Consider the following 18,477-nt stretch of genomic DNA (forward strand, 5'->3'; position numbering starts at 1 on the left):
GGACGGTAGATAAAGAACAAGCTCAGTCGACCACCAGCACGAGCTTGCCCGTGGTCCGGCCCCGCTCGCCGAGTGCGTGCGCCTCGGCCGCGTCGGCCAACGGGAACGTGCGCTCGATCGTGGCCCGCAGCCCGCCCGACTCGACCAGGCCGGCGATCTCCCGCATGCCGCTCTGATCGGCGTCGACGAGCATCCGCACCGCCCGCACGCCGAGCCGCTCGGCCTCCTCGTGGAACTCGCCCGACCCCACCGGCAGGATCGACACCACCACCCCGCCGGGACGCAGCACGCGCAGTGAACGCAGGGACGTGTCACCGCCGATCGTGTCCAGGACGACGTCGACGTCCTTCACCACCTCGGTGAAGTCCGTCTCCCGGTAGTCCACCGTCTCGTCCGCCCCGAGGGAGCGCAGGAACGCGTGCTTGCCGGCGCTGGCGGTGCCGATCACGTACGCGCCCCGGGCCTTGGCGATCTGCACCGCCACGTGGCCCACGCCGCCGGCCGCCGCGTGGATCAGCACCCGCTGACCCTGCCGCACGTCCGCCCGCTCCACGAGGGCCTGCCAGGCGGTCAGCGAGACCAGGGGGAGGGCCCCGGCCTGGACGTGGTCGATCCCGGCGGGCTTGTGCGTGAAGGCACGGGCCGGGGCGGTGACGTACTCGGCGTGGGAGCCGTGCCCGAAGGGGTAGGACAGCATGCCGAAGACCTCGTCGCCCGGACGGAACGCGGCGACGCCGATCCCCACCGCCTCCACCACGCCCGAGACGTCCCAGCCCAGCACGAAGGGCGGCGCACCGAGGAAGCCGCCGTTCTCCCGGTGCTTCCAGTCGGTCGGGTTCACTCCGGCGGCACGCACTCGCACCAGCACCTCGTTCGGGCGCGGCTTCGGGCGCTCCAGCCGTACTTCCTTCAGGACCTCGGGACCGCCGAGGGTGTCCTGGCTGATGGCTCGCATGGTCTCCACATCGCTCATGGTCACTCAGCCTGCCCCGCACCGCCTGTCCGGGAAATGGCACGATGGCCAATCTCCGCTAGGATCGTGCCATGCGGCAGACAAGGCATCCGGAACGGGTCGTGGTGCTCGCCCTCGACGGCGTCTACCCCTTCGAGCTGGGCATCCCCAGCCGCATCCTCGGCGCCGCCGACGGCCGGTACGAGGTGCTCACCTGCACCGTGGACGGACGCCCGGTGCGCACCCAGGCGGACTTCACCGTCACCCCGGAGCACGGACCGGAGGTCCTGGCCACGGCCGACACGGTCGTCATCGCCGCCGTCTCGCCCTCCCGCGTCACCGCGGAGCCGTCCCCCGAGGTCATCGCCGCCCTCGCGCGCGTCCGTCCCGACGCCCGCCTCGTCTCCATCTGCACCGGCGCCTTCGTGCTGGCCGCCGCCGGGCTCCTCGACGGCCGCCGGGCGACCACCCACTGGCAGCTCGCCGACCTGTTCCGGCGGATGTTCCCGCACATCCCCCTCGACCCGGACGTGCTCTTCGTCGCGGACGGCCGCATCCTCACCTCGGCGGGCGCCGCCTCCGGTGTCGACGTCTGCCTCCACCTCGTCCGCGAGGACCACGGCACGGAACTGGCCAACAAGGTCGCCCGTCGCTGCGTGGTGCCGCCCTTCCGCGACGGAGGGCAGGCCCAGTACATCGAGCAGCCCGTGCCCGAGCAGGGCGCCGCGAGCACGGCCGCCACCCGGGCCTGGGCCCTGGACCACCTCGGCGAGACCCTGACCCTGGCCGACCTCGCCGCGCACGCCCGGATGAGCCTGCGCACCTTCGCCCGCCGCTTCCACGACGAGGTGGGCCTGAGCCCGGGCCGCTGGCTCATCCAGCAGCGCGTCGCCCGGGCCCGGCACCTGCTGGAGTCCACGGACCTGCCCGTCGACGGCATCGCGGGCCGCGTCGGTTTCGCCACGGGCGCTTCACTCCGTCAGCATCTGCACACGTCGATCGGCGTCTCACCCCAGGCCTACCGTCGTACGTTCCAGTCGACGCGCTGAGCCGAGGGCCCGGCCGCGCGAGGCGACGCGCGACGGACGGAGGCCGCCGGCCGAGTGAATCCGCCGGGCCGGGATATCCGCAAGGCAGAGGGCGGCGGGGCACGACGGCCGCGCGGCCCGGGATCCTTCGGAGGAGACATGGCACTGGTCAACACGGGCGTCGTGGTGCTCGACTGCGCCGAGCCGGAGAAGCTCGCCGAGTTCTACAAGGGGCTGCTGGGCGCGGAGGAGACCGACGCGACCGCCAACCGGATCGAGATCCAGGCGCCCGCCGGTTTCCGCATGGCGTTCCGACGGGACGTCAACGCGACCCCGCCGAGCTGGCCCCGCCCCGAGAACTCCCTCCAGGCCCACCTGGACTTCGTGGTCGAGGACCTGGACGAGGCCGAGCGCGGGATCGTGGGGCTGGGCGGGCGCCCGGTGGAGGCGAAGGACCCGGCGGGCCCGCACGAGGAGCGCGGCTTCTCCGACCCGGCGGGGCACCCCTTCACCGTGCGCCGCAGCGTCACGCCGACGGCACCCAAGCAGGGTTAGGGCCTCTCTGCCCCTGAGGCCTGCCGGGTGCCGTGGGCGAAAGGGGGGCGGGCTCCGGGCCCGTCAGTCCCGGCCGGTCCGGTCGCCGGCCGGCCAGACGCCGGTCGAGCGCTGGATGGCCTTCGCGCCCGTCCGGTCCACGGCGCTGCGCACCGCGGCGAAGATGGCGCCCTGGATCGCGGCCGCCAACAGGATCTCGCCCCAGCGGCGGTCCGGGTCCAGTGCGTCGGGCGCGTCGTCCTCGTGCCGGATCACTTTCCACGTCTTCTGGAAGAGCATCCCGGCGACCGTGCCGCCCACCCAGCCCAGCGCGAAACCGACGGGCTTGTAGACGAGGGGGAGCTTCTGCTTCTTCTTCCTGGCCACGTGAATCTCCTTGCGTTCGCCTTGCGTTCGGTGGGTGGGTCGGGGGCCGAGCCCACGCGGGTCACGGCCTGCCGCGCACCGGAACCTCCTCGTCCGCACGGACCGGCCCGGGCGGTGTCCCGTCCCCGAACGGCCGGCCGCCCAGCTCCTGCCGGTGATGGGGGGTGAGCCAGCCGGACAGGTCCGGGCCCGAAGGCACGATGGCGGTCGGATTGATGCCGGTGTGCACCTGGTAGTAGTGCCGTTTGATGTGGTCGAAGTCGACGGTGTCGCCGAAGCCGGGCGTCTGGAACAGGTCCCGGACGTACGCCCACAGCACCGGGTTCTCCGTCAGCTTCCAGCGGTTGCACTTGAAGTGGCCGTGGTAGACGGCGTCGAAGCGGACCAGCGTCGTGAACAGCCGGATGTCGGCCTCGGTGATCGTGTCGCCCACCAGATAACGCTGCCGTTCCAGCCGTGGGGTGAGCTGGTCCAGGCGCCGGAAGACGCCCGCGCACGCCGCCTCGTACTCCTCCTGCCCGGTCGCGAAACCCGCCCGGTACACGCCGTTGTTGACGTCCTCGTAGACGTCCGCCATCACCTCGTCGATCTCGTCGCGCAGGGCGTCGGGATACAGGTCGGGTGCGCCCGGCCGGTGCAGGGCCGTCCACTCCGTCGCGAGGTCCAGGGTGATCCGCTGGTAGTCGTTGGTGACCAGCTTCCCGCTGGGCACGTCCACGATCGCCGGCACACTCACCCCGCCCGGATAGCCGGTCTCCCGCCTGTCGTAGGCCTCGCTCAGATAGCGGATGCCGAGGACCGGGTCGCGGCCGTCCGGGTCCAGGGTGAAGCGCCAGCTGCGGTCGTCCTGGATCGGATCGGCGACCGCGAGGGACAGGGTGTCCTCCAGGCCGAGCAGCCGCCGCGAGACCACGGCCCGGCTCGCCCACGGACAGGCGCGGCTCACCACCAGCCGGTAGCGGCCGGGCGTCACCGGCCAGCCGTCCCGGCCGTCCGCGGTGATCCGGTCCGCGAAGTGGCTCCTGGACCGCTTGAACGCCTTCCTGCCGTAGCCGCTGTTTCCGGGCGTCCCGTCGTCACCGCGCATGCGCCTGCCTCCCGGTCGGTGGTGTCCCCTGGTGGACGCGTTCCCCGTTTTCGGCCGTCGGCACGGGTGGGCCACCCACTGGGCGGACCCACCGGGCGGGTGTGATCCGCGCGGCCCGGGGCAGTCGGCCCCTCGTGAGTGCGCCAGCCGTGGAAGGAAAGCCGGACCGCCCGGGCGACCGGAAGAGCGACCGAAGGACGCGCGTCACCGTGCTGGTCGCCCTGGCGGCCAACCTGGTGATCGCGGCCGCCAAGGCCGCTGGGGGTTTCGTCGCGGGCTCGCCCGCGCTGCTCTCGGAGGCGGCGCACTCGGTGGCCGACAGCATGAACGAGGTCTTCCTCCTGGCCGCACTGCGCCGCAGCCGCCGCCCCGCCGACCGCAGGCACCCCTTCGGCTACGGCAAGGAACGGTTCTTCTGGTCGCTCCTGGCAGCCGTCGGCATCTTCGTCATGGGCGGCTGCTTCTCCTTCTTCCAGGGCGTGGAGGCCCTGCGCACGGGTGCCGAGGAGGAGCTCGGCGGCTATGTGGCCGGACTGATCGTGCTAGGTGTCGCCCTGCTCGCCGAGGGCGGCTCGCTGCTGCGGGCCCTGCACCAGGTGCGGGCCCAGGGCGGGGTCGCCACCGGCCTGCGCGACCCGGCCCTGCGCACGGTCGTCGCCGAGGACGGCACCGCGGTGCTCGGCGTGACGCTCGCCATGGCCGGCATGATCGCGCACATGGTCACCGGGCAGGTGGTGTGGGAGGCCTGCGCCTCCCTGGCGATCGGCGCGCTGCTCGTGTACGTCGCCTACCGGCTGGGCCGCGAGGCCCGCGACCAGCTGATCGGCGAGGCCGCCGCTCCGGAGGCCGCCGACCGCATCCGGTCGCTGCTGCGCGCGCAGCCGGAGATCGACACCGTCGAGGCGCTGTACACGATGAAGACGGGCCTCGACTCCACCCTGGTGGCCGCCCGCGTCGACCTGGTGCCGGGCCTGGACAGCGAGCGCGTGGAGGAGGTCGCCGTGCGGATCAAGAGGTCGATCGCGCACACCGTTCCCGAGGCGCGGCAGATCTTCCTCGACGTCACCGACCGGCAGGCGCGCGAGACAGCGGAAAGCCCCGCCGCGACGGGGGAACGCGGCGGGGCCTGACCGGCGTGTGCCCGGTGGGCGCCGGTCCATGCACGCGGATCCGGGGAAACCCCGCCCGACCGGTTCCGCACGTGCGGTTCTGCCCGTCCGGTTCAGTTCCCGTCGGCCGGTTCCAGGACGAACACCGGGATCTCCCGGTCCGTCTTCTTCTGGTAGTCGGCGTACTGCGGAAACGCCGCGACGGCCCGCTCCCACCACTCGGCCTTCTCCGCGCCGGTGACCTCACGGGCCGTCATGTCCTGCTTCACCGGCCCGTCCTGGAGCTCCACGCGCGGATCGCCCTTGACGTTGTGGTACCAGACCGGGTGCTGGGGCGCCCCGCCCAGGGAGGCGACCGCGGCGTACCGCCCGTCGTGCTCGACGCGCATCAGCGGCGTCTTGCGGATCTTGCCGCTCCGGGCGCCCCGGGTGGTCAGCACGATCACGGGCAGCCCCGTGTCCATCAGGGTCGTTCCCTTGGTGCCGCCGGAGCTCTCGTAGAGCTCCACCTGCTCGCGCACCCACTGCGTCGGGCTGGGTTCGTACTCGCCCTCAAGAGGCATGGCATCCGTCCCATCGTCGCGTCGTACGGCTGACTGGCACCGTGGTGCAACACCGACCGGTGCGAGATCCATCCCTACCCCATCCCGCCCCCGAACCCCGGGCGCGGCACGAACGCCTCGCGCGTACGCTCCTCCTGGTACTGATGATCCCGAAGGCAGGAGCAGCAACGATGCAGTACGTGAAGCTCGGTTCGACGGGCCTGGACGTGTCGCGGATCTGTCTGGGGTGCATGACCTACGGCGTTCCCGACCGCGGCACGCACGAGTGGACCCTCGACGAGGAGGCCTCGCGTCCGCTGATCCGGCAGGCGCTGGAGGCCGGCATCACCTTCTTCGACACGGCCAACGTCTACTCCGACGGCACCAGCGAGGAGATCGTCGGCAGGGCGCTGGCCGACTTCGCCCGCCGGGACGACATCGTGCTCGCGACCAAGGTGCACGGCCGGATGCGGCCCGGACCCAACGGCGGCGGACTGTCCCGCAAGGCGATCATGACCGAGATCGACCACAGCCTCAGGCGCCTGGGCACCGACTACGTCGACCTCTACCAGATCCACCGCTTCGACCCGCACACCCCGGTCGAGGAGACGATGGAGGCCCTGCACGACCTGGTGAAGGCGGGCAAGGTCCGCTACATCGGGGCCAGTTCGATGTACGCCTGGCAGTTCTCCAAGATGCAGTACACCGCCGAGCGGCACGGCTGGACCCGCTTCGTCTCCATGCAGAACCACTACAACCTCGTCTACCGCGAGGAGGAGCGCGAGATGCTGCCCCTCTGCGCGGACCAGGGCGCCGGCGTGCTGCCCTGGAGCCCGCTCGCCCGTGGCCGCCTCACCCGGGACTGGGACACCGCCACCGAGCGCAGCGCCACCGACAACTTCGGCAGCACCCTCTACCAGGAGGGAGACCGCACGGTCGTCGAGGCCGTCACCCGCATCGCCGGCGACCGCGGCGTGTCCCGCGCCCAGGTGGCCCTCGCCTGGCTGCTGCACCAGGACACGGTGACGGCGCCGATCATCGGCGCGTCGAAGCCGCGGCACATCGAGGACGCCGTGGCCGCGGTCGAACTGACGCTCAGTGACAAGGAGATCGAGGAGCTGGAGCGCCCCTACACGCCGCACCCGATCGCCGGTCACTGATCCACGGCCCCGGGGCTGTCCCGGGGCCGTCCCAGTGCCGTCCCGGGGTTCAGGGGCCGGTGCCCGCGTCCAGGACGGTGACGGACACCGACGAGGCGTTGCCGCCCACCGGGACCTCACCGGCCGTCCACGTCACCTCGAGGGGCTCGCGTTCGTCCGGCGGCGTGACGAGCAGCGCCGCCGGAGTGGCCGTACGGGCACCGCTGATCTGCGGGCTGGAGAACGACAGCCCGGCCCAGGCGCTCCCGCCCGGCGTCAGGGTGACCGTCTGCGGGGACGCGGGCGCGCGGTCGGGGTCCGGGCCGAGCTGCCTGCCGGACGCGTCCACGAAGGCGGCGCCCGGATAGCCGTAGAGGGTGCAGGTGCGGTCGGAGGTGTTGGTCAGCACGACGGGGAAGTTGCGCTGCCCGGCGCCCGGGTCGACGCGGCCGACGGCGGCGCGCAGCTGCGAGGTGTGGCAGCGGCCGTCGGTGCGGGCGGAGGCGGACGCCGATCCGGCGGTGTCGCTGGGGGCGGCGCCGACGGCGGGCGCGGTGGTGGTGCCGCCGTCCGCACCGGCCGGGGGCGAGGCCTCGGCGGCCCTGGTGGCCGCGGTGGGCTCCGGCGTGCTCGACGTGCTCGACGTGCCGCTCTCGTTGCCGCAGGCGGTCAGCAGGCCGAGTACCGCGACCGCGCTCGCGAGCAGGGCCGTCCGGCACACCGGCTGGGACGTGTTCGCCATCGCTTCTCCACACTCCCGACGGGTTCCGCGCACGGACCGCCGCGCCGGCGGCACCGTACGCCCTGTCCTTCCGAGTGTCCCGCCGCGCGGGCCGGGAAACGAAGGGCTCACTCCTCGTCGATCAGCCCCAGCTCCGCCCAGATCGTCTTGCCCTCGGTCGTGTGCCGGCTGCCCCAGCGCTGGGTGAGCTGGGCCACCAGCAGCAGACCGCGGCCGCCCTCGTCCCAGGTCTTGGCCCGGCGCAGATGCGGTGCCGTGTGGTTGGTGTCGGAGACCTCGCAGATCAGCGTGGTCGCGTCGTGGATCAGCCGCAGCCGTATGGGCGGCGCGCCGTACCGGATGGCGTTGGTGACCAGCTCGCTCACCACCAGCTCGGCGGTGAAGGACGCCTCCAGCAGACCCCAGGCGGAGAGCTGCTCGAGAACCTGCTTGCGGACGGGGGCGACCAGCGACGGGTCGGCGGGGATGTCCCAGGTGGCGACCTGACCCGCGGGCAGCCCCCGGGTACGGGCGAGCAGCAGGGCCACGTCGTCGGCGGAGCCGCCCGACGGGAGCAGCGCGTGCAGTACCCGGTCGCAGGCCGCGTCCAGCGAGTCGGCGGGGGCCGCCAGCGCCTCGCACAGCAGCGCCTGACCGGCGTCGGCGTCCCGCTCCCGGCTCTCGACCAGCCCGTCGGTGTAGAGGGCCAGCACGCTGCCCTCGCGCAGCTCCAGCTCGGCCGACTCGAACGGCAGCCCACCCACGCCCAACGGCGGACCCGAGGGCAGCTCGACCTGCCGGGGCGGGCCGCCCGGCGGGACCAGGACGGGCGCCGGATGCCCGGCCCGGGCCATGGAGCAGCGCCGCGAGACCGGGTCGTACACCGCGTACAGACAGGTGGCGCCGACCTCGCCCGCGCCGTCGTCGCCGTACTCCTCGGACAGCCGCACGACCAGGTCGTCGAGGTGGGTGAGCAGCTCGTCGGGCGCCAGGTCGATGTCGGCGAGGGTGCGGACCGCGGTGCGCAGCCGGCCCATGGTGGCCGACGCCTGGATGCCGTGCCCGACGACGTCCCCGACGACCATGGCGACCCGCATCCCGGACAGCGGAATGACGTCGAACCAGTCGCCGCCGACCCCGGAGCGGGTGGCCGGCAGGTAGCGGGAGGCGGCCTCCACTGCGGCGGTGGGCGGCAGCCACCGGGGGAGCAGGCTGCGTTGCAGGGTCAGCGTCGTCTCGCGCTCGCGGGAGTAGCGGCGGGCGTTGTCGATGCAGACGGCGGCGCGGGCGGAGACCTCCTCGGCCAGCAGCACGTCGTCGTGCGTGTACGGATACGGGCGCCGGAACCGGGTGAACACCGCGACGCCGAGCGTCGTGCCACGGGCCTGCAGGGGCACGGACATCGTGGAGTGGATGCCGTACTCCGCCACCCGCCGAAGGCGGACGGCGTCCCAGTCCAGCCATTGTTCGAGGTCGCCGAAGGCCGCCGCGGCCACGATCGCCTGCCCCGACACCAGGCACTCGGCCTGGGGCGAGCCGGCCGGGTAGACGTGCAGCTGCCCCGGTTCGGCCACCGCCTCCGGAGAGCCCGGGGTGACCGACTGGTGGGCCGTCCGGCGCAGACCGACCGGCGGGGTCGGGGCGGCGGCGGGTTCGGCGCCGTGATCCTGCGGGTCCAGCAGGTCGACGCTCACGAAGTCGGCGAGTGCCGGGACGCACACGTCCGCCAGCTCCTGCGCGGTGCGGGTGACGTCGAGGGTGGTGCCGATGCGGATGCTGGCGTCGTTGACGAGGTACAGGCGCTCGCGGGCGAGGTGCTGCTCGCTGAAGTCGTGCGCGGTCACGCAGGTGCCCCGCACCACCCCTTCGGCGTCGGTGAGCGGGGCGACGCGGGCCAGCCACGGGTGGGCGCGGGTCTCGCCCGCGGCCCTGAGGTGCGTGTGCATGTCGCACGGCATTCCGGTGGCGAGGACCTCCCGCATGTGCCGCTCGAGTTCCACGTTCTGCGGCCGGCCGGAGAGGTCCGTGGGCCGCAGGCCGCGCACGAGGTCCGCCGGGAGCCCCATGAGCCGCGCCATCGCGTCGTTGACGCCCCGCAGCCGGAGCTGGTCGTCGAAGATCATCGTGGCGCAGGGGGACTGGGTCAGGGCCGATCTGACCAGAGGGTCGGCCGGCTGGTCGGGGCCGCGGTCCAGCGGCGTGACGGCGAGCCATGTGCCGGGGCCGCCGTCCGTGGACGCCCTGCGGTGCGCGAGCACCCAGACGGACACGGTGTGCCCGTCGCGGTGCCGCAGCGCCAGAGTGCCGCTCCAGCGCTCGTCGCCGGGCCCCGGAGGCGTACCGACGGCGCCGTCGGCCAACAGCTCGGTGGCGGGGCGCCCCACGACGTCGGCGGCCGGGTGTCCCAGCAGGAGACGGGCGCCCTCGTTCCACTCCCGCAGGGTGCCGGAGGCGTCGACGACGACACGGGCGGTGGCGGCATCGTCGAACGGGTTGACCGGACTCATCGTCGCCACTCCATCGCGCACACCCACGGTGAACAGCACGTCACCTGAATCCCAGCCTAGTGCGTCCGGGCTCCGTGCGGACCCGAACCACAGGGCCCGCGGAGACCGGACGACACAGGGGTCACCGAGCCGACGTGCCGCACGGGGTGGAAAAGGCTTTCCGTGCCCTTGACGGGCGCACGTGGCGCGATGTCAGAATCTGTTTGCTCACGATCAGTTGTGAGTATTTCTGGGCCCTATTGAGTCGATGAGGGAGACCCGCCATGACGGTCACGCGCAGATCGGTTCTGATCGCCTCCGCCGCGACGCCGGCGGCCGGGGCGGTGCTCGGCTCCCCGGCGGCCCGGGCCGCGGACGTGACCGGAGGCGGCGCGGGCCGCGCCGTCGTCCCCCTGCGCGACGGCTGGCGCTTCCTGCTGGCCGACCCCGACGGGGCCGCCGAGGACACGACCGGCGCCGCCGACCCCGCCTACGACGACTCGGCGTGGCGCGAGGTCGCCGTCCCGCACGACTGGAGCATCGAGCAGACGCCCACCACCGAGCACGGCACCACCAGTGGCACCGGATTCCTGCCGGGCGGTCTCGGCTGGTACCGCCTGGCCTTCACCCTGCCGCCCGCCCTCGCCGGCCGGCGGATATCGGTCGAGTTCGACGGCGTCTACATGGACGCCCGTGTCCACTGCAACGGCAGGGAGGCCGGGCGCCACCCCTACGGCTACACGGGCTTCGCCCTCGACCTCACCGACCTGGTGCACACCGACGGCCGCACCGAGAACGTCCTCGCGGTACAGGTGCGCAACCGGCTGCCCAGCAGCCGCTGGTACTCCGGCAGCGGCATCTACCGTGAGGTCCGCCTCGTCGTCACCGAACCGGTGCACGTGCGGCGCTGGGGCACCCGCGTCACCACCCCGCGGGTGAGCGAGGAGCGCGCCGTCGTCCGGGTGGCGACGTCCGTCGTGAACGCGTCGGGCACCGCGCGGGAGGTCGAGGTCCGGTCGACGGTCAAGGACGCCGACGGACGCACCGTCGCCCGAGCGGCGTCCACGGCCGACGTCACCGCCGAGGCGAGCGAGACCCACGAACTCACCGTCGACCACCCCAGGTTGTGGGACTTCGCGGCCCCGCACCGCTACACCCTGCACACCGAACTTCGGGTCGGCGGACGCACCGTCGACACCTACCGCACCCCGTTCGGCATCCGCACCTTCCACGTCGACCCGGAGGAGGGCTTCCACCTCAACGGCAGGTACGCCAAGATCAAGGGCGTCGACCTGCACCACGACCTGGGCGCGCTCGGCGCCGCCGTGAGCGTCGACGCGATCCGCCGCCAGATGACCATCATGAAGTCGATGGGTGTCAACGCCTTCCGCACCTCCCACAACCCGCCCGCGCCCGAGATGATCGAGGTCTGCGAGGAACTGGGCATCATCATGCTGGTGGAGGCCTTCGACTGCTGGCGCACCGGCAAGAACCCCTACGACTACGGCCGGTTCTTCGACGAGTGGTGCGAGCGGGACGCCACCGAGATGGTGCTCGCCGCCCGCAACTCGCCCGCCGTGGTGATGTGGTCGATCGGCAACGAGGTCCCCGACTCCACCTCCACCGCCGGGCTCGCCATGGCCGACCGGATCATCGACGCTATCCGGGCGGCCGACGGCACCCGACCGCTGGTCATCGGCTCCGACAAGTACCGCCGGATGCCCGCCAAGGGCTCGGCGGCCGATCTGATGCTGGCCAAGCTGGACGGACTCGGGCTCAACTACAACACCGCCAAGTCCGTGGACGACCTGCACGCGGCCTATCCGCACCTGTTCCTCTTCGAGTCCGAGTCCTCGTCCGAGACCTCCACGCGCGGCACCTACCAGGAGCCGGAGCACCTCAACACCGGCGAGAACCACACCCCGGGCAAGCGCGCCACCTCGTCCTACGACAACAACCTCGCGTCCTGGACGATGAGCGGCGAGTACGGCCACAAGAAGGACCGGGACCGGAAGTGGTTCGCCGGCCAGTTCCTGTGGTCCGGCATCGACTACCTCGGGGAACCCACGCCGTACGACGTCTTCCCGGTGAAGGCCTCCTTCTTCGGGGCGGTCGACACCGCGGGCTTCCCGAAGGACATGTACCACCTGTTCAGGAGCCAGTGGACGGACGAGCCGATGGTCCACCTCCTGCCGGACACCTGGAACCACCGCGAGGGCGACACCGTCGACGTGTGGGCGTACGCGAACGTCGGCACCGTCGAGCTGTACCTGAACGGGCGGTCCCTCGGCACCCGCACGTTCGACACCAAGAAGACCGTCGACGGCCGTACGTACCTGGAGACCACCGAGGCCACCGGCGACGACAAGACCTTCACCGACGGTCCGTACCCCGGCAGTTACACCAGCCCGAACGGCAGCGCGGGCAAGCTCCACCTGGCCTGGACGGTGCCCTTCGAGCCGGGCGAGCTGAAGGCCGTCGCCCGGCGGGACGGCAGAGTCGTCGCCACCGACGTCCTGCGCACCGCCCGTGCGCCGCACGCCGTGCGCCTCACCGCGGACCGGGAGAGCGTCGCGGCGGACGGCCGCTCCCTCGTCTTCGTCACCGCCGAGGTGGTCGACCGGCACGGCGTGGTGGTGCCCGGCGCCGAGCACCTCATCTCCTTCGAGGTGGCCGGCGGCTCCCTTGCCGGGCTGGACAACGGGCGCCAGGAGAGCGCCGAGCGCTACCAGGCCAGTACCCGCACCGCCTTCCACGGCAGGGCCCTGGCCATCGTCCGGTCGGGCACCCGGCCCGGGGCGCTACGGGTCACGGCCCGCGCGGAGGGCCTGCGTACGGGCACGACGGCCGTACGGACCTGGCGGGCGAAGGACCCCGCGACCACACCCGCCCCCGGATTCCGTGCCGGTCATCCGGCGCCCGTGGAGCGCCCGCACGCGGACGCCAGTTACTCCGGCCGCCCCGACACCCTCCCCGGTGCCATGCTCGACGGCGACCCCGCCACCGGCTGGTCCAACGGCTTCCACAAGGCGGCCACCGCCCTGCTGCCCGCCTTCGAGGGCGCCCGCGCCGAGGACTGGGTCTCGGTGGACCACGGCCGTGCGCGCACCTACGACCGGATCGAGGCGTCCTTCACCGTGGACGCCGCGCACAGCCTGCCCGCGACGGTCGAGGTGGCCGTCTGGGACGGCCGCGACTGGCGGGCGGCCGAGGGAACACGGACCGACTGGGCCACCGCGTCCGACGCCCCCACCGTCATCACCTTCGACGCGGTACGCGGCTCCCGCGTCCGCCTCACGATGACCAGCCGACACCCCGGCGAGGTGGCGGGAGCGATCCGCGTCAGCCGTCTGGAGACTCCGACGGCCTGACCGCCCCGTATCGGGTCCGGACGGGAGAACCAGTCCCGTCCGGACCGTTGACGGGGTGTCATGTCTGCCACAAGCATGGCCTGCGACCCCCCTTGGGAGCGCTCCCATGGATGGGGTCCCTGCCCGATGACGTGAGCGACACCCCGCACCTCCCTTGAGGAGCCCAGACGTGAAAAGACGCAGAACCGCACTCGCCGTCTCCCTGGCGGCCCTGCTGGCGACGGCCGTCACCGTGCTGCCCGCCGCCCCGGCCGGGGCCGAGGAGACCGAACAGGTCCGGAACGGCACCTTCGACAACGGCACCGAATCCTGGTGGACCAGCAGCAACGTCACCGCCGGCGTCTCCGACGGGCGGCTGTGCGCCGACGCCCCCGGTGGCACCGCCAACCGCTGGGACGCGGCCGTCGGCCAGAACGGCGTCACCCTGGTCGCGGGGGAGTCGTACCGGTTCTCCTTCTCCGCGACCGGCACACCGGCCGACCACGTGGTCCGGGCGATCGTGGGTCTGTCGGTGTCCCCGTACGACACCTACTACGAGGTCAGCCCGCAGCTGAGCGTCTCGGGCAACACCTACTCCTACACCTTCACCTCACCCGTCGACACCACCCAGGGCCAGGTCGGCTTCCAGCTCGGCGGCACGCCCGACGCCTGGCGGTTCTGCGTGGACGACGTGTCGCTGCTGGGCGGGGTGGCGCCCGAGCCGCACGTGCCCGACACGGGGCCGCGCGTGCGGGTCAACCAGGTCGGCTACCTGCCGTCCGGTCCGAAGAACGCCACCCTCGTCACCGAAGCGACCTCGCGCCTGCCCTGGCAGCTGAAGGACGACGACGGCCGGACCGTCGAGCGTGGCTGGAGCGTGCCCCGCGGCGTCGACGCCTCCTCCGGGCAGAACGTCCACTCGATCGACTTCGGCGGCCACAGGGAGCGCGGCGAGGGCTACACCCTGGTCGCCGACGGGGAGGCCAGCCGGCCCTTCGACATCGGCACGGCCGCCTACGAGCGGCTGCGCACCGACTCCGCGAAGTACTACTACACGCAGCGCAGCGGCACCCCCATCAGCGGCGAGCTGCGCCCGGGATACGCCCGCCCCGCCGGACACGTGGGCGTCGCGCCCAACCAGGGCGACACCCAGGTGCCCTGTCAGCCCGGCGTGTGCGACTACACCCTCGACGTCTCCGGCGGCTGGTACGACGCCGGAGACCACGGCAAGTACGTCGTCAACGGCGGCATCTCCACCTGGGAGCTGCTGAGCACCTACGAGCGCTCGCTGCACGCCCGCACCGGCGAGCCGTCAAAGCTCGGCGACGGCACCCTCGCCATCCCGGAGAGCGGCAACGAGGTGCCGGACATCCTGGACGAGGTCCGCTGGGAGCTGGACTTCCTGCTGAAGATGCAGGTGCCGGACGGACAGCCACTGGCCGGCATGGCCCACCACAAGATCCACGACGAGGCGTGGACCGGGCTGCCGCTGCTGCCCAGCGACGACCCGCAGAAGCGCGAACTGCACCCGCCGACCACCGCGGCCACCCTCAACCTCGCCGCGACCGCCGCACAGGCGGCCCGCCTCTACCGCCCCTACGACCGCGAGTTCGCCGCCAAGGCGCTCGACGCGGCCCGCGAGGCCTGGAAGGCGGCCCTCGCCCACCCGGACGTGCTGGCCGACGAGAGCGACGGCATCGGCGGCGGGGCCTACCCCGACACCGAGGTGGCGGACGAGTTCTACTGGGCGGCGGCCGAGCTGTACCTGACGACGGGGGAGCGGGACTTCAAGGAGTACGTGCTGAACTCCCCGGTCCACACCGCCGACATCTTCGGCCCGCTCGGCCTCGACTGGGCACGCACCGCGGCGGCCGCCCGGCTGGACCTCGCGACCGTGCCGAACCGGCTCCCCGGCCGGGACCAGGTGCGCCGCTCCGTCGTCCAGGGCGCCGACCGTTACCTGGCCACGCTGAAGGCGCATCCGTACGGTCTGCCGTACGCCCCCGACGGCAACGTCTACGACTGGGGCTCCAGCGCCCAGATCCTCAACAACGCCGTCGTGCTGGCCACCGCCTACGACATCACCGGCGGCTCGAAGTACCGTGACGGCGCCGTCCAGAGCATGGACTACATCCTGGGCCGCAACGCGCTGAACATGTCGTACGTCACCGGCTACGGCGAGGCCAACGCCCACAACCAGCACAGCCGCTGGTACGCCCACCAGCTCGACCCCGCCCTGCCGGCCCCGCCCGACGGCACCCTGTCCGGCGGTCCGAACTCGAACATCCAGGACCCCTACGCACAGACCAAACTCCAGGGCTGTGTCGCCCAGTTCTGCTTCATCGACGACATCCAGTCCTGGTCGACCAACGAGCACACCATCAACTGGAACGCCGCGCTGGCCCGGATGGCCTCCTTCGTGGCGGACCAGGGCTGACCGGCACGGCTGCCTCCCCGCCTCCTGCGGTACCGGCGTGACACTGCTCTGACCTGCGGCTATTTACGGAGCAGTACCCGCGCGGTACCGTGGGAGCCATGCCAGCTCTGAACGTGGAGTTCAGCGACCGCGAGCTCGAGGACCTGCGGCAGATCGCCAAGGAACGCGGTACGTCGATGAAGGCGCTCGTGCGGGAGGCCGCCGCCGCCGACATAGCCCGGCACCGGGCGCTGCAGGAGGGGGCGGAGGCCTTCCGCCGGTTCTTCTCGGCCCACGCCGACGAATTCGCCGCCGCGTTCCCCGACGACGAACCACCGCCCGTCCGGGGCGAGGGGCGGGCCGCCTGACCCATGGCACCGGCCCTGCACATCGACGTGCCCTGGCTGCTCCAGCGTCATGAGGAAGTACTGCCGGAGCAGCCCACGATCAACGACTTCTCCGCACTGGTCGCCGCCGTCGCCCGGCACCGCGTCGACCCGCCCCGCCTCGGGGTGGACTCCGACCCGGCCTGGCGGGCCGCCGCCCTGCTGCACACCCTCGCCGTGCTCAAGCCGCTGCCCTCGGCCAACGCCCGCTTCGCCTGCGCGACCGCCGTCGCCTACATGTTCGCCAGCGGCGTCGGCATCGACCCGCCCTACGGCGCGCTGGTCGACCTCGCGCGTGACCTGATGTCCGGCAAGGCCCATGTCTACGGGGCCGCCGACCGGCTGCGTTCCTGGCAGATCTGAGGAGAAATCCGTTGCCGGACACAGGTGTTGCCGTGGATTTCTGACCTTTTTTCAACGCGGGCCGAGGTTGCCCGGTCGCCTTGTTGACCATGAGTGGTTTGTGCGAGAGTGATGCACCCGTGCGGGGGGTAAAGGCCGGGTCTCGCACGCGACTTGATGAACCAGGTCCGATTTCGCCGTGGCGAATTCACGCTCCCCACACCGGACCGAAAAGGTGTACACCAATCGGCGGCTCCTTTTCGGCGCTCGGAACTTCTGAGTCACCTGCGCGTGGGAAGGAACCACCTCAGTGCCCACCCCCCACCCCCCTCGGCCCGCGTACCCGCCCTCCGGCGGGGACCCCGCGGAGTCCGACGAGTCCCTGGCCGCCCGGCTGCGGGACGGTCCGGAGAGCGAGGCCGCTCGGGCCGCCGCGCTGCTGATGGCGCGCCACTGGCAGCCCGCCCATGACTACGCGACCCTCGCCCTCGCCACGTCGGCCCAGGTCACGGCCATGGTCACCGCGGCCGCCTGGCACCGGGTCCTGGGCCGTCTCGCCCAGGGCGAACCGGCCACGGCCCTGCGCCCGCGGCTGCTGGTGGCCGTACGGGACACCATCCGGCAGTGGTCCGCCGACGAGGGCGTGTCCGGTGTTCTGCCGGACCTGCTCAAACCCGCCGGCGGACGCGGTATGCGTGCGGCGAAGTCCCTGACTCCGGAAAACCGCACGCTGGCCGCGCGGGCATTCGCGTCCCTCCCCGGACCGGCCCGTTGTTTGCTGTGGCACACGGAAGTGGAAGGGGAGTCCATAACCGTCCCGGCCGGACTGCTCGGCATGGATACCGACACCGCGTCGGCCACACTCGGACAGGCCCGGGAGAAATTCCGCGAGGGTTGTCTGCACGCGCATCGGCAACTCGCGCCGACGCGGGACTGCCGCTTCCAGAGCCGGCTCCTCGACGTCCCGATCCGCCGGGGCGGTGCGCTGTTGCCGGATGTCCGCAAGCATCTGGCGGACTGCCGTCACTGTCGGCACGCCGCCGAACAACTCAGTCATTTCGAACGCGGGTTGGGCACGCTGATCGCCGAAGCGGTGCTCGGCTGGGGCGCCCGGCGCTACCTGGACTCCCGTCCGGGACGCGCGCGGCCGGGCACCCTGGCCAGGGACGCCGCGGCCCGGCACCGCGGCGGCCGCCCCGGACTGCCGGCCCGGATCTCCGTGCGCGGTCGCCGCGTCAGGGGCCGGCCGCGCTCCGTGCGGTCCGTGCTCGGACAGTTCGGCGCCGCCTCGGCGGGCGTGCTGGCGATCGTGCTCGTGGTGAGCGTGTGGTCGTACGACGGCGGCGGAGCCGACCCGGCCGCCTCCACCAGCGCCGTCGGCGAGGAGGGCACGGCATCCGCGACCAGCCGCCCCAAGCCGCCCGGCGCGGCGGGACTGCCGACGGCGGCGGACCGGGCCCGGCTGCGCAACGTCGCCGCGGACCTCTGCCTCGACGTCCGGGGCGAGCCGAAGGCCGGGACGGGGACCCGGCTGGCGGCGTGCTCCGCGGCGTGGACCCAGCAGTGGACCTACGAGGAGGACGGGCTGCTGCGCAGCGTCGCCGACCCGGGGCTGTGTCTGGACTCGCAGGCGGACGCCGGAGTCGTCATTCTCGGTACCTGCGCCGACGAGGGCACCGAGCGGGGCGACGACGTGCGCTACGACCTCACCGTGCAGGGGGAGTTGCTGCCACGCCGGGACAGGCAGCTCGCCCTCGCCGCCACCACCGGTGCCCCGGACGCCGACATCGTCGTCAAGGTGCGCGACGGCTCCGACAGCAGGCTCTGGCGCATCGACCCCGTACCGACCGCGGAGGGCACCCTGTCCGACACCGACGCCCCGGACGCCCGGCCCGTGGAACTGCCGGGCGACTGAACGAGGCGGGCGGCGTCCGGTGCGCGCCGGACGCCGCCCGCCCGGCGACGTCGAGGACGTTCCCCCGATTCTCCGGTTCCCCG

At 72.6% G+C, this 18,477-nt stretch carries 15 protein-coding genes; 9 read left to right on the top strand and 6 right to left on the bottom strand.

From position 1 onward, the window contains the following. Nucleotides 1–22: 22 nt before the first annotated feature. Nucleotides 23–973: an NADP-dependent oxidoreductase gene (locus ACIGO6_RS07080; RefSeq protein WP_399872440.1), complete on the bottom strand. Its 951-nt coding sequence runs from the start codon at nucleotides 971–973 to the stop codon at nucleotides 23–25. Nucleotides 974–1,044: 71 nt separating this feature from the next. On the opposite strand from ACIGO6_RS07080, the gene ACIGO6_RS07085 reads away from it, so the two are divergent. Together ACIGO6_RS07085 and ACIGO6_RS07090 are read left to right on the top strand one after the other, a co-directional pair. Next, nucleotides 1,045–2,001 (top strand): GlxA family transcriptional regulator, encoded by a 957-nt coding sequence (locus tag ACIGO6_RS07085; protein WP_399872443.1) that lies wholly within the window; start codon nucleotides 1,045–1,047, stop codon nucleotides 1,999–2,001. A gap of 138 nt (nucleotides 2,002–2,139) precedes the next feature. Beyond that, a complete protein-coding gene (locus ACIGO6_RS07090) occupies nucleotides 2,140–2,535 on the top strand; it encodes a VOC family protein (RefSeq protein WP_399872445.1) in 396 nt (131 codons plus the stop codon). 63 nt (nucleotides 2,536–2,598) lie between these two features. Here ACIGO6_RS07090 and ACIGO6_RS07095 read toward each other — a convergent pair whose 3' ends face one another. Both ACIGO6_RS07095 and ACIGO6_RS07100 read right to left on the bottom strand, forming a co-directional pair. After that, nucleotides 2,599–2,901: a DUF4235 domain-containing protein gene (locus tag ACIGO6_RS07095; protein WP_399872447.1), complete on the bottom strand. Its 303-nt coding sequence runs from the start codon at nucleotides 2,899–2,901 to the stop codon at nucleotides 2,599–2,601. A gap of 61 nt (nucleotides 2,902–2,962) precedes the next feature. After that, nucleotides 2,963–3,988 (bottom strand): glutathione S-transferase family protein, encoded by a 1,026-nt coding sequence (locus tag ACIGO6_RS07100; RefSeq protein WP_399872449.1) that lies wholly within the window; start codon nucleotides 3,986–3,988, stop codon nucleotides 2,963–2,965. A gap of 209 nt (nucleotides 3,989–4,197) precedes the next feature. On the opposite strand from ACIGO6_RS07100, the gene ACIGO6_RS07105 reads away from it, so the two are divergent. Next, nucleotides 4,198–5,118 (top strand): cation diffusion facilitator family transporter, encoded by a 921-nt coding sequence (locus ACIGO6_RS07105; protein WP_399873595.1) that lies wholly within the window; start codon nucleotides 4,198–4,200, stop codon nucleotides 5,116–5,118. 92 nt (nucleotides 5,119–5,210) lie between these two features. Here ACIGO6_RS07105 and ACIGO6_RS07110 read toward each other — a convergent pair whose 3' ends face one another. Next, nucleotides 5,211–5,660, bottom strand: coding sequence for a nitroreductase family deazaflavin-dependent oxidoreductase (locus ACIGO6_RS07110; protein ID WP_399872452.1), 450 nt, complete (start codon nucleotides 5,658–5,660; stop codon nucleotides 5,211–5,213). Between the two features lie 170 nt (nucleotides 5,661–5,830). Here ACIGO6_RS07110 and ACIGO6_RS07115 point away from each other — a divergent pair, with 170 nt between their 5' ends. Then, nucleotides 5,831–6,799 (top strand): aldo/keto reductase, encoded by a 969-nt coding sequence (locus ACIGO6_RS07115; RefSeq protein WP_399872455.1) that lies wholly within the window; start codon nucleotides 5,831–5,833, stop codon nucleotides 6,797–6,799. Between the two features lie 49 nt (nucleotides 6,800–6,848). On the opposite strand, the gene ACIGO6_RS07120 is transcribed toward ACIGO6_RS07115, so the two are convergent. Beyond that, on the bottom strand, nucleotides 6,849–7,520 hold the full coding sequence (locus tag ACIGO6_RS07120) for a DUF4232 domain-containing protein (protein WP_399872457.1): 672 nt from the start codon (nucleotides 7,518–7,520) through the stop codon (nucleotides 6,849–6,851). A 107-nt stretch (nucleotides 7,521–7,627) separates the two neighbouring features. Further along, a complete protein-coding gene (locus ACIGO6_RS07125; protein WP_399872459.1) occupies nucleotides 7,628–10,006 on the bottom strand; it encodes a SpoIIE family protein phosphatase in 2,379 nt (792 codons plus the stop codon). A 263-nt stretch (nucleotides 10,007–10,269) separates the two neighbouring features. Between ACIGO6_RS07125 and ACIGO6_RS07130 the strand changes: the two genes are divergently transcribed. The 5 genes from ACIGO6_RS07130 (at nucleotide 10,270) to ACIGO6_RS07150 (ending at nucleotide 18,394) form a co-directional block, all read left to right on the top strand. After that, the gene (locus ACIGO6_RS07130) at nucleotides 10,270–13,356 is read left to right on the top strand and encodes a glycoside hydrolase family 2 TIM barrel-domain containing protein (RefSeq protein ID WP_399872461.1); all 3,087 of its coding nucleotides are present in this window, start codon (nucleotides 10,270–10,272) and stop codon (nucleotides 13,354–13,356) included. 169 nt (nucleotides 13,357–13,525) lie between these two features. After that, entirely contained in the window at nucleotides 13,526–15,772 is a 2,247-nt protein-coding gene (locus ACIGO6_RS07135) for a glycoside hydrolase family 9 protein (protein WP_399872464.1), read from the top strand. Nucleotides 15,773–15,870: 98 nt separating this feature from the next. Then, nucleotides 15,871–16,119 carry a hypothetical protein gene (locus ACIGO6_RS07140; RefSeq protein ID WP_030975726.1) on the top strand — a complete coding sequence of 83 codons (249 nt, stop codon included), beginning with the start codon at nucleotides 15,871–15,873 and terminating at the stop codon, nucleotides 16,117–16,119. 3 nt (nucleotides 16,120–16,122) lie between these two features. After that, on the top strand, nucleotides 16,123–16,500 hold the full coding sequence (locus ACIGO6_RS07145) for a toxin Doc (RefSeq protein WP_399872465.1): 378 nt from the start codon (nucleotides 16,123–16,125) through the stop codon (nucleotides 16,498–16,500). A 289-nt stretch (nucleotides 16,501–16,789) separates the two neighbouring features. Further along, the gene (locus ACIGO6_RS07150; RefSeq protein ID WP_399872468.1) at nucleotides 16,790–18,394 is read left to right on the top strand and encodes an RICIN domain-containing protein; all 1,605 of its coding nucleotides are present in this window, start codon (nucleotides 16,790–16,792) and stop codon (nucleotides 18,392–18,394) included. Nucleotides 18,395–18,477: the final 83 nt, after the last annotated feature.

This window comes from Streptomyces sp. NPDC053750 (assembly GCF_044544295.1).
Taxonomy (GTDB): domain Bacteria; phylum Actinomycetota; class Actinomycetes; order Streptomycetales; family Streptomycetaceae; genus Streptomyces.

Excerpts from the sequence above, each read along its gene's own strand:
- ACIGO6_RS07080 (WP_399872440.1), bottom strand. The coding sequence starts at position 973 with ATGAGCGATGTGGAGACCATGCGAGCCATCAGCCAGGACACCCTCGGC.
- ACIGO6_RS07085 (WP_399872443.1), top strand. The coding sequence starts at position 1,045 with ATGCGGCAGACAAGGCATCCGGAACGGGTCGTGGTGCTCGCCCTCGAC.
- ACIGO6_RS07090 (WP_399872445.1), top strand. The coding sequence starts at position 2,140 with ATGGCACTGGTCAACACGGGCGTCGTGGTGCTCGACTGCGCCGAGCCG.
- ACIGO6_RS07100 (WP_399872449.1), bottom strand. The coding sequence starts at position 3,988 with ATGCGCGGTGACGACGGGACGCCCGGAAACAGCGGCTACGGCAGGAAG.
- ACIGO6_RS07110 (WP_399872452.1), bottom strand. The coding sequence starts at position 5,660 with ATGCCTCTTGAGGGCGAGTACGAACCCAGCCCGACGCAGTGGGTGCGC.
- ACIGO6_RS07115 (WP_399872455.1), top strand. The coding sequence starts at position 5,831 with ATGCAGTACGTGAAGCTCGGTTCGACGGGCCTGGACGTGTCGCGGATC.
- ACIGO6_RS07120 (WP_399872457.1), bottom strand. The coding sequence starts at position 7,520 with ATGGCGAACACGTCCCAGCCGGTGTGCCGGACGGCCCTGCTCGCGAGC.
- ACIGO6_RS07125 (WP_399872459.1), bottom strand. The coding sequence starts at position 10,006 with ATGAGTCCGGTCAACCCGTTCGACGATGCCGCCACCGCCCGTGTCGTC.
- ACIGO6_RS07130 (WP_399872461.1), top strand. The coding sequence starts at position 10,270 with ATGACGGTCACGCGCAGATCGGTTCTGATCGCCTCCGCCGCGACGCCG.
- ACIGO6_RS07140 (WP_030975726.1), top strand. The coding sequence starts at position 15,871 with ATGCCAGCTCTGAACGTGGAGTTCAGCGACCGCGAGCTCGAGGACCTG.
- ACIGO6_RS07145 (WP_399872465.1), top strand. The coding sequence starts at position 16,123 with ATGGCACCGGCCCTGCACATCGACGTGCCCTGGCTGCTCCAGCGTCAT.